The organism is Escherichia sp. Lx600-2 (genome assembly GCF_036662595.1).
Classification (GTDB): domain Bacteria; phylum Pseudomonadota; class Gammaproteobacteria; order Enterobacterales; family Enterobacteriaceae; genus Escherichia; species Escherichia coli.
In genome coordinates this window covers 23140-33942 of the sequence record NZ_JAYQWM010000044.1, presented here as the reverse complement: position 1 = coordinate 33942, position 10803 = coordinate 23140, and the positions used below count along the sequence as shown (strand labels likewise).

Here is a 10803-nt window from a genome sequence, read left to right as displayed (position 1 = left end):
ATCCATTAATGTCTTTAGGAATATTCGTTATAAAATAAGGGTTATGCTTAATGCTTTAAGAAAAATAGCAATTTCCCCTTGAATATATTACTGGTGATGGAAGGATGAATCTGCAAGCTGGCATTTAACAAGCCAGTTCTAAAAGAAGGGAAATAAGAATAACTATACTCAAAAACTAACAGCCACGGTCATCATGATGTGGCTGTCAATGAAACTATAACCCAGGCGCTTTCCATAACGACGTCGTCAGTCCATGATCAACCAGCCCCAGCTGATCCTGATAAACTGCCTGCCACTTATCGCGTGAATCCTGATAAAGTTCATGCTTTTCCGGGTCTGGTGTGTGCGTCCGTTCCCAGCGAACCAGGCGTTCTCCGGTTTCTGCCATTGATGAAAAAATTCCGGCACCGACGCCAGCTGCAATGGCACATCCTAATGCAGTGGCTTCTTTGACCACCGGAATATTGACGGGTAATCCCGAGACATCAGCGAGAATTTGACTCCATAATTTCCCTTTTGAACCTCCGCCTGCAAAGACTAACGATGAAGGATGAATATTCGAGAAATCAGCAATTTGCTGCAAGTTACACGCTGATACAATCGCCGCATTTTCTTCCAGCGCACGAAACAATGTCGCTTTGTTACATTTATCCGGGTCAATGGATAAGTTAATAAAGGAAGGTGCGGCGTGATACCAGGTTTTAAAGCGCATTCTGTCGGAGAATATCGGCATTACGCCCCACGACCCAGGCGGCACCCGACTGGCCATCTCTTCCAGCAGCGTATAGGTGTCGATGCCTAAACGTTCGGCAATCAGTTTTTCTTCGGCACAGAAAGCATCGCGGAACCAGCGCATGGTGAGTCCGGTAAAAAAGCTTATAGATTCAGCTTGTACCATGCCAGGAATAACATGGGGATTAACGCGCACGTTCATTTCTGGGTCTGTCACCGGCGCGGCTAAGTTTACAACTTGCTGCCAGAATGTGCCGCCAAGAACCGCGGTTTGTGCCGGACGCACAACGCCTAACCCCAGGCAACCAAGCTGCACGTCGCCTCCTCCCACGAACACCGGAGTGCCCGCCTTCAGACCGCAGAGTTCCGCCGCTTGTGAACTTACCACGCCCAGCAATGTGCCGGTTTCTTTGACAGGAGAAAGAATATCGGCACGCAGGCCAGCCATATCCAGCAATGCAGGTTTCCAGTCACGGATGGTTAGATCAAGAAGTCCCGTGGTGCCAGCGTTAGAGGGATCCACCGCAAGTTCGCCGCTGAGCATATAGGCCAGCCAGTCGCTGATCATGGTGATGGTTGATGCCTGACGGTAAATATCGGAACGATGGTGCGCCAGCCAAAGTAATCTGGGGATGGCACTTAAAGCCAGCGTTTGTCCGGTCGCGCGATAAACTTCGTTTTCAAAGGTATTGTTGTGCAGTTCTTTAAGTTCGCTAACTTCGCGCGCAGCTCTGGCATCCACATTGGCGCAGGCCCAGATCGGTGTTCCTTCATTGTTATATAAAACAATGCCTTCACGCATCGAACATGCCGAAACGGCAGCGATATACTCCGGGGCTATGCCGGCGTTGTGCAGCGCCTGGCGCATACACTCACACGCCAGTTGCCAGTTTTTGTTGAGATCAAATTCCATAGAACCAGGAACGTCCGGTACTGCCAGATGCCGCCACTCCGCCTGTCCCACTGCTATTTGATTGCCTTCCAGGTCGAATATCACAGCCCGAATACTTCCGGTGCCTGCATCCAGCGCCATCAGGTAATACTTTGATTCTGAAGGGGTAAAGAGTCGAGCCATTAGATTATCCTCGGCTTATGCGTTCTGTCTGTTCCTCTATACGTTCTCCATCATTCCCGGTAATAAGGTCATGCAAATTTAACTACGTAAAATCGCCGCTGCTGTGTCCTGATCGGTAACCAGTGCGTTGATATAACCGCCTTTCATTGCAGCGGCAATTGCTTCGGCTTTATTTTCTCCCCCTGCCACGCCAACCCGGACGGGTATGGTCTTCAGCGCGCTTAAAGGTAAACCAATCAGTTCGTTATGTATTTTAATATCCGTGACAGCGTCACCTTTTGCATCAAAAAAGTAGCCTAAAATGTCGCCAACCGCCCCTTTTCGGCCAATCATTAACTGTTCGCCCTGGCTGATATAACCGGAGCGAATGATCGTCGCGTCGTCTTGTTGACTCACGGCCCCAATGCCGACAATCGCCACATCCGCTGCTTGCGCGGCTAACAGAACATCTTTGACGCAATTTTCATTTTTTAGCGTACGGGCAATGTCAGCGGAGGATGCCCGCAACGGAGCCGGAATAATATTCACACTGCACGCCGCGTTAAGCTGCCCGATACCCGTCATATAAGAACCGACGCCACCGGAGAGCGTGACCAGGCGAATTTGCTGTGACGAAATAAAACCACTTAAGCGTTGCAGCGTATTCATGGTTGCCTCGCCAAAACCAATCGCCAGCATCTGTTGTGGTTGAAGTAAACTCATCAACATATGCGCCGCGCCTATCCCCAGTCGCCCGCCGACATCAGCATCGGCAAGCCCAGGGATCACTCGGACATGTTGCAGCGAAAACTGACGACGTAATTGTGTTTCATATTCCAGACAGCCTTCAAAGCGAGAATTAATCTGCACGCGAATGATGCCGGACTGATGCCCTTTCTCCAGTAATCGCGACACTTTCAAACGGGTCAGGCCGAGACGATCGCTGATCTCACTCTGGGTCAGCCCGTCGTGGTAGTAAAACCACGCGATCCGCGCGACCTGTTCTTCTTCACACATTCCCTGTTCTGAAATTACCGAATCGTTGATTGTCATAATTCATTCTTCACTTTGAACATATTTAAATCTTTAATGCAATTGTTCAGTTCTTGCGCATTTATATCTGTGATGGCAACCACAGTTTGACTCTACGAGCATGAACAAACGCAACCGTGAAAATCAAAATAGCATAAATTGTGATCTATTCGTCGGAAATATGTGCAATGTCCACCTAAGGTTATGAACAAATTAAAAGCAGAAATACATTTGTTCAAAACTCACCTGCAAAACTGAACGGGGGAAATATGCAAACGAGTGATACCCGCGCGTTACCGCTACTTTGCGCCCGCTCGGTTTATAAACAGTATTCAGGGGTTAATGTCCTGAAAGGCATCGATTTTACGTTGCACCAGGGGGAGGTCCACGCCCTGTTCGGCGGCAATGGTGCCGGTAAATCGACGTTAATGAAGATTATTGCCGGTATTACCCCTGCTGATAGCGGTACGCTGGAGATTGGGGGCAACAACTACGTCAGATTAACGCCAGTTCATGCTCATCAGCTGGGTATTTATCTCGTTCCCCAGGAACCGCTGCTTTTCCCAAGCCTGTCGATAAAAGAAAACATCCTGTTTGGGCTGGCAAAAAAACAGCTCTCCATGCAGAAAATGAAGAACTTGCTGGCGGCGCTGGGCTGCCAGTTTGATCTGCATAGTCTGGCAGGATCGCTGGATGTCGCCGATCGCCAAATGGTGGAAATCCTCCGCGGGCTGATGCGCGACTCGCGGATTCTGATCCTCGATGAACCTACCGCCTCGCTTACCCCTGCGGAAACCGAACGCTTGTTTAGTCGCTTGCAAGAGCTGCTTGCTACTGGCGTGGGTATTGTTTTTATCTCGCATAAGCTGCCGGAAATTCGCCAGATTGCCGATCGAATTAGCGTGATGCGCGACGGAACCATCGCCTTAAGCGGCAAAACCAGCGAACTGTCTACCGACGACATTATTCAGGCCATCACCCCAGCGGTACGGGAAAATCGCTCTCTGCCAGCCAAAAATTATGGCTGGAGTTACCTGGCAACCGCCCACAACATGCCGCAGGAACGTCGGTGCTGACACTGGAAAATCTGACTGGCGAAGGTTTCAGGAATGTCAGCCTGACGCTAAATGCCGGAGAAATTCTGGGTCTGGCTGGGCTGGTGGGTGCCGGACGCACAGAACTGGCCGAGACGCTCTATGGTCTACGTACTTTGCGTGGCGGACGCATTATGCTGAATGATAAAGAGATCAATAGATTATCCACTGGAGAACGTTTACTGCGCGGTCTGGTTTATCTGCCGGAAGATCGCCAGTCATCCGGACTGAATCTCGATGCTTCGCTGGCCTGGAACGTCTGCGCCCTTACTCATAACCTTCGTGGATTCTGGGCGAAAACCGCGAAAGATAATGCCACCCTGGAACGTTATCGTCGGGCGCTGAATATTAAATATAACCAACCGGAACAAGCTGCACGGACATTATCCGGTGGTAACCAGCAAAAAATCCTGATTGCCAAATGCCTGGAAGCTTCGCCGCAAGTATTGATTGTCGATGAGCCGACGCGCGGCGTGGATGTCTCGGCGCGTAATGATATCTACCAACTGTTGCGCAGCATCGCCGCACAGAATGTGGCTGTGCTGCTTATCTCCTCTGATCTGGAAGAGATCGAACTGATGGCAGATCGTGTGTATGTGATGCATCAGGGCGAAATTACCCACTCTGCACTGACCGGGCGCGATATTAATGTCGAGACTATTATGCGCGTTGCCTTCGGCGATAGTCAGCGTCAGGAGGCGTCATGCTGAAGTTTATTCAGAACAACCGTGAAATCACGGCACTGCTGGCGGTGGTGCTGCTGTTTGTATTACCCGGTTTTCTCGACCGCCAGTATTTAAGTGTGCAAACGCTGACCATGGTTTATAGCAGCGCGCAAATCCTGATCCTGCTGGCAATGGGCGCGACGCTGGTAATGCTTACGCGCAATATTGATGTTTCAGTGGGTTCGATTACCGGAATGTGCGCGGTGCTGTTGGGGATGTTACTGAACGCAGGATATTCACTACCTGTTGCCTGTGTCGCGACTTTACTGCTTGGTTTGCTCGCGGGATTTTTCAACGGTGTCCTGGTCGCGTGGCTAAAGATCCCTGCCATTGTTGCCACCCTTGGCACGTTAGGGTTGTACAGAGGCATCATGTTGCTGTGGACTGGCGGTAAATGGATTGAAGGGTTACCCGCCGAACTGAAACAACTCTCCGCCCCGCTACTGTTTGGCGTTTCCGCGATTGGTTGGTTGACGATAATTCTGGTGGCATTTATTGCCTGGCTGCTGGCAAAGACGGCGTTTGGACGCAGTTTTTATGCCACAGGCGATAATTTACAGGGCGCTCGTCAACTGGGCGTTCGTACGGAAGCCATTCGCATTGTGGCATTTTCGTTGAACGGCTGCATGGCGGCACTGGCGGGAATTGTGTTTGCTTCGCAGATTGGTTTTATCCCCAACCAGACCGGTACCGGGCTGGAGATGAAAGCAATTGCAGCCTGCGTGCTGGGCGGCATTAGTTTGCTCGGCGGTTCCGGTGCGATCATCGGTGCGGTACTCGGCGCATGGTTCCTGACGCAGATCGATAGTGTACTGGTGCTGTTGCGCATTCCGGCATGGTGGAACGATTTTATCGCGGGCCTCGTGCTGCTGGCGGTGCTGGTGTTTGATGGACGCCTGCGTTGCGCGCTGGAACGTAATCTGCGGCGGCAAAAATATGCCCGCTTTATGACGCCACCGCCATCCGTTAAACCCGCTTCGTCAGGTAAAAAACGGGAGGCTGCATAATGCGTATTCGCTACGGTTGGGAACTGGCTCTTGCCGCACTGCTCGTAATTGAGATTGTCGCATTTGGTGCAACTAACCCGCGGATGTTAGACCTCAATATGTTGCTGTTCAGCACCAGTGATTTTATCTGCATTGGCATTGTCGCCCTACCGTTGACGATGGTGATTGTCAGTGGCGGGATCGATATTTCGTTTGGTTCGACCATCGGCCTCTGCGCCATTGCATTGGGCGTGCTGTTTCAAAGTGGTGTGCCGATGCCGCTGGCGATTCTTCTGACCTTACTGCTCGGCGCATTGTGCGGGCTGATCAACGCCGGATTAATTATCTATACCAAAGTTAACCCGCTGGTGATTACGCTTGGCACGCTGTATCTGTTTGCCGGAAGCGCCCTGCTGCTTTCCGGGATGGCCGGAGCGACGGGGTACGAAGGTATTGGTGGATTCCCGATGGCGTTTACAGATTTCGCTAACCTGGATGTGTTGGGGCTCCCCGTTCCGCTGATTATCTTCCTGATATGTCTCCTCGTTTTCTGGCTCTGGCTGCATAAAACCCATGCCGGACGTAATGTGTTTTTGATTGGGCAAAGCCCGCGCGTGGCGCTTTATAGCGCGATTCCAGTTAACCGCACCTTATGTGCGCTCTATGCCATGACGGGGCTGGCGTCTGCGGTCGCCGCTGTGCTGCTGGTGTCGTATTTTGGTTCAGCACGTTCCGATCTCGGTGCGTCGTTTCTGATGCCCGCCATCACCGCCGTGGTGCTTGGCGGTGCCAATATTTATGGTGGTTCCGGTTCCATTATCGGCACCGCCATTGCGGTTTTATTAGTGGGATATTTGCAACAAGGTTTGCAAATGGCAGGAGTGCCAAATCAGGTGTCCAGCGCCCTTTCCGGTGCGCTACTTATCGTCGTTGTCGTAGGTCGTTCCGTTAGCCTGCATCGCCAGCAAATTAAAGAGTGGCTGGCGCGTCGGGCCAATAACCCATTGCCATAAAGGATATCTTCATGACACTTCATCGCTTTAAGAAAATCGCCTTACTTAGCGCTCTTGGCATTGCCGCAATCTCTATGAATGTGCAGGCCGCAGAGCGTATTGCATTTATTCCCAAACTGGTTGGCGTGGGATTTTTTACCAGCGGTGGCAACGGCGCACAACAAGCGGGTAAAGAGCTGGGCGTTGATGTGACCTACGACGGGCCGACAGAACCCAGTGTTTCTAGTCAGGTACAGTTGATTAATAACTTCGTCAATCAAGGTTATAACGCCATTATCGTTTCTGCGGTTTCGCCTGATGGCTTGTGTCCGGCACTGAAACGCGCCATGCAACGTGGTGTGAGAGTGCTGACCTGGGACTCTGATACTAAACCGGAGTGCCGCTCTTACTACATTAATCAGGGAACTCCCGCCCAGTTGGGAGGTATGTTGGTGGATATGGCGGCGCGTCAGGTGAATAAAGACAAAGCCAAAGTCGCGTTTTTCTACTCAAGCCCCACCGTTACGGACCAAAACCAGTGGGTGAAAGAAGCGAAAGCGAAAATCGCCAAAGAGCATCCTGGCTGGGAAATTGTCACTACGCAGTTTGGCTATAACGATGCCACTAAATCGTTACAAACCGCAGAAGGAATATTAAAAGCGTATAGCGATCTCGACGCCATTATCGCCCCCGATGCCAATGCCCTGCCCGCTGCCGCACAAGCCGCAGAAAACCTGAAAAATGACAAAGTTGCGATTGTCGGATTCAGTACGCCAAACGTGATGCGTCCATATGTGGAACGCGGCACGGTGAAAGAATTTGGCCTGTGGGATGTGGTTCAGCAAGGCAAAATTTCAGTTTATGTCGCGGATGCATTATTGAAAAAAGGATCAATGAAAACGGGCGACAAGCTGGATATTCAGGGCGTAGGTCAGGTGGAAGTCTCGCCAAACAGCGTCCAGGGCTATGACTACGAAGCGGATGGTAATGGCATCGTACTGTTACCGGAGCGCGTGATATTCAACAAAGAGAATATCGGCAAATACGATTTCTGATGTACATTACTTAACCGGAGTAAGTTATGGCAGATTTAGACGATATTAAAGATGGTAAAGATTTTCGTACCGATCAACCGCAAAAAAATATCCCTTTTACCCTGAAAGGTTGCGGTGCGCTGGATTGGGGAATGCAGTCACGCTTATCGCGGATATTTAATCCGAAAACGGGTAAAACCGTGATGCTGGCTTTTGACCATGGTTATTTTCAGGGACCGACTACCGGACTTGAACGCATTGATATAAATATCGCCCCGCTGTTTGAACATGCCGATGTATTAATGTGTACGCGCGGCATTTTGCGCAGCGTAGTTCCCCCTGCGACCAATAGGCCGGTGGTACTGCGGGCGTCAGGTGCGAACTCTATTCTGGCGGAATTAAGTAATGAAGCCGTGGCGTTATCGATGGATGACGCCGTGCGCCTGAACAGTTGCGCGGTGGCGGCGCAGGTTTATATCGGAAGCGAATATGAACATCAGTCGATCAAAAATATTATTCAGCTGGTCGATGCCGGAATGAAAGTGGGAATGCCGACCATGGCCGTGACAGGCGTGGGCAAAGATATGGTGCGCGATCAGCGTTATTTCTCGCTCGCGACTCGAATAGCCGCTGAAATGGGGGCGCTAATTATCAAAACCTATTATGTCGAAAAAGGTTTTGAACGGATTGTTGCCGGATGTCCGGTACCCATTGTTATTGCTGGCGGTAAAAAATTACCGGAGCGCGAGGCGCTGGAAATGTGCTGGCAGGCTATCGATCAGGGCGCTTCTGGTGTGGATATGGGGCGTAATATTTTCCAGTCTGACCATCCGGTGGCAATGATGAAAGCCGTACAGGCGGTGGTACACCATAACGAAACGGCTGATCGGGCATATGAACTCTATCTGAGTGAAAAACAGTAACTGCGGATTTAAGGAGAAGAATTATGCACGTCACACTGGTTGAAATTAACGTTCATGAAGACAAGGTTGACGAGTTTATCGAAGTTTTTCGCCAGAACCACCTGGGCTCTGTACAGGAAGAAGGCAATTTGCGCTTCGATGTCTTACAGGACCCGGAAGTGAATTCGCGCTTTTATATCTACGAAGCCTATAAAGATGAAGACGCAGTGGCATTCCATAAAACCACGCCTCACTACAAAACCTGTGTCGCGAAACTGGAATCTTTAATGACCGGGCCGCGTAAAAAACGTCTGTTCAATGGGTTGATGCCGTGAGGCGAATTTATCAGTTTTATCTACAATTGGGGTAACGCGCTGACGGGAGTAAATAAATGTCTGACTGGAACCCCTCTTTATATCTGCACTTTGCCGCTGAACGATCGCGTCCGGCGGTGGAGCTGCTTGCCAGAGTGCCGCTGGAGAATATCGAATACGTTGCCGATCTTGGCTGTGGCCCAGGTAACAGCACCGCCCTTCTACAACAACGTTGGCCTGCTGCCAGGATAACGGGCATCGACTCGTCTCCGGCGATGATTGCCGAAGCGCGCAGTGCTTTGCCAGACTGCCAGTTTGTGGAAGCAGATATCCGCAACTGGCAACCGGAACAGACACTCGATCTGATTTTTGCTAATGCCTCACTGCAATGGCTGCCCGACCACTACGAATTGTTTCCTCACTTGGTTTCTTTACTTAATCCGCAGGGCGTGCTGGCAGTACAGATGCCAGATAACTGGCTGGAGCCGACCCATGTGCTCATGCGCGAAGTTGCCTGGGAACAAAACTACCCGGATCGCGGGCGTGAGCCGTTGGCTGGCGTTCATGCTTACTACGATATTTTGAGCGAAGCCGGATGTGAGGTCGATATCTGGCGAACCACCTACTATCACCAGATGCCGTCGCACCAGGCGATTATCGATTGGGTGACCGCCACTGGATTACGTCCGTGGTTACAGGATCTGACCGAGAGCGAACAGCAGCTTTTTCTTACGCGCTACCATCAGATGTTGGAAGAGCAGTATCCACTGCAAGAGAACGGACAGATACTGCTGGCATTTCCGCGTCTGTTTATTGTTGCCCGCCGTACGGAGTAAATATCACGTCAGTTGGTAATGGCGATCGGGAAGAATTTTTGCTGGAATTTCGGCTTCATCGTTCATCTGTAAGAGGTCAATTTCAATAGCGTTGCAGATGGCATCCAGTGGTAAATCATTGTTTTCAGTACCGAACGGATCTTCCAGTTCTTCCGCCAGACAATCCAGCGAAATAAAAGTGTAGGAAATCAGCACAGAGATAAAAGGCGTCATGTAATGCAGGTCCACGACCAGTGCGAACGGCAGCATGATACAAAACAGATAAACGGTACGATGCAAAATCAGGGTGTAGGCAAAGGGAATTGGCGTGTAGGCAATGCGCTCGCAGCCTGCCAGAACCGCTGAAATATCGTTAAGCCGATCGTTGAGGCTAATAAACAGGATATCTGAAAGCTGTCCATTGCGGCGCTGAACCGCCAACCATTCTCCCATTATTAACAAGATACGGTTAGCTGGAGAGTTCGAAGCCAGTACACGCTGAAGATCTTCAGTCTTGAGATAATGAGCCAGCACTTCCGCCTGTGGCTGTTTGCGTAATGTCATGCGTAAACAGTGAGCGAAGGCGATTTGCAGCCGGGCAAACTCCCTTACACTTGCCGAATCCGGCAATGTCGTTTTTACCTCGCGCAGTAACGACCGCGAGGCAATCATCAACTGCCCCCAAAGTTTTCGCGCTTCAACGTAACGGGCGTAACCGGCATTATTACGAAAACCAAGAAAAATGGCGATGGCGACACCGAGAATGCTGAACGGTGCGAGGGTGAATTTAATGCCCAAATGCGTGTACCAGGGCAGCATGAAAATAACAGCGATAGAAAAGAGAAAATTGAGTAGTAAGCGCGAGGATATCTTGGATAATACTGAACCGTGCCAGACAAAAATACGGCGCAGCCAGTGTTGTTGTGGACGAACAATCATGGTTATCTTCAGGCGTGGAAAAGTCGCCCTATTAAACGTGATTACGATCACATTCTCAAGACGCTACTTACAAATCACCTACAAAATTACAACATTAACAGGCGCTGCATGTGGCACCTGTTAATGATAAAGGCTCATAGGATGTTGTAACTAATATAATGAAATAAGAAACCCGGTCGAAACC

At 50.4% G+C, this 10803-nt stretch carries 9 protein-coding genes and 1 pseudogene; 7 read left to right on the top strand and 3 right to left on the bottom strand.

What is annotated here, in order from left to right; translation table 11 throughout:
* Positions 1-214: 214 nt before the first annotated feature.
* Together lsrK and lsrR are read right to left on the bottom strand one after the other, a co-directional pair.
* Positions 215-1807 carry an autoinducer-2 kinase gene (gene lsrK, locus OQV04_RS15840; RefSeq protein WP_101969402.1) on the bottom strand — a complete coding sequence of 531 codons (1593 nt, stop codon included), beginning with the start codon at positions 1805-1807 and terminating at the stop codon, positions 215-217.
* A 78-nt stretch (positions 1808-1885) separates the two neighbouring features.
* The gene (gene lsrR, locus OQV04_RS15835) at positions 1886-2839 is read right to left on the bottom strand and encodes a transcriptional regulator LsrR (protein WP_032280877.1); all 954 of its coding nucleotides are present in this window, start codon (positions 2837-2839) and stop codon (positions 1886-1888) included.
* Between the two features lie 248 nt (positions 2840-3087).
* Here lsrR and lsrA point away from each other — a divergent pair.
* The 7 genes and pseudogenes from lsrA to tam all read left to right on the top strand — a co-directional run bounded on the left by lsrA (position 3088) and on the right by tam (position 9701).
* Positions 3088-4622: pseudogene (gene lsrA, locus OQV04_RS15830) on the top strand (autoinducer 2 ABC transporter ATP-binding protein LsrA).
* Entirely contained in the window at positions 4616-5644 is a 1029-nt protein-coding gene (gene lsrC / locus OQV04_RS15825) for an autoinducer 2 ABC transporter permease LsrC (protein WP_032224016.1), read from the top strand. The pseudogene lsrA and the gene lsrC overlap by 7 nt, the downstream one beginning before the upstream one ends.
* Positions 5644-6636 (top strand): autoinducer 2 ABC transporter permease LsrD, encoded by a 993-nt coding sequence (gene lsrD, locus OQV04_RS15820; protein ID WP_032280878.1) that lies wholly within the window; start codon positions 5644-5646, stop codon positions 6634-6636. Before lsrC ends, lsrD begins: the two co-directional genes overlap by 1 nt.
* An 11-nt stretch (positions 6637-6647) precedes the next feature.
* Positions 6648-7670 (top strand): autoinducer 2 ABC transporter substrate-binding protein LsrB, encoded by a 1023-nt coding sequence (lsrB, locus tag OQV04_RS15815; protein ID WP_032280879.1) that lies wholly within the window; start codon positions 6648-6650, stop codon positions 7668-7670.
* Positions 7671-7696: 26 nt separating this feature from the next.
* Positions 7697-8572, top strand: a complete 876-nt coding sequence (lsrF, locus tag OQV04_RS15810; RefSeq protein ID WP_032280880.1) for a 3-hydroxy-5-phosphonooxypentane-2,4-dione thiolase — start codon at positions 7697-7699, stop codon at positions 8570-8572.
* Positions 8573-8595: 23 nt separating this feature from the next.
* Positions 8596-8886 (top strand): (4S)-4-hydroxy-5-phosphonooxypentane-2,3-dione isomerase, encoded by a 291-nt coding sequence (lsrG, locus tag OQV04_RS15805; RefSeq protein WP_000558527.1) that lies wholly within the window; start codon positions 8596-8598, stop codon positions 8884-8886.
* Positions 8887-8942: 56 nt separating this feature from the next.
* Positions 8943-9701: a trans-aconitate 2-methyltransferase gene (gene tam / locus OQV04_RS15800; RefSeq protein ID WP_032280881.1), complete on the top strand. Its 759-nt coding sequence runs from the start codon at positions 8943-8945 to the stop codon at positions 9699-9701.
* 3 nt (positions 9702-9704) lie between these two features.
* Here the strand turns inward: tam and OQV04_RS15795 are convergent, their stop codons facing one another.
* On the bottom strand, positions 9705-10619 hold the full coding sequence (locus tag OQV04_RS15795) for a bestrophin family protein (RefSeq protein ID WP_001313828.1): 915 nt from the start codon (positions 10617-10619) through the stop codon (positions 9705-9707).
* Between the last annotated feature and the right edge of the window lie 184 nt (positions 10620-10803).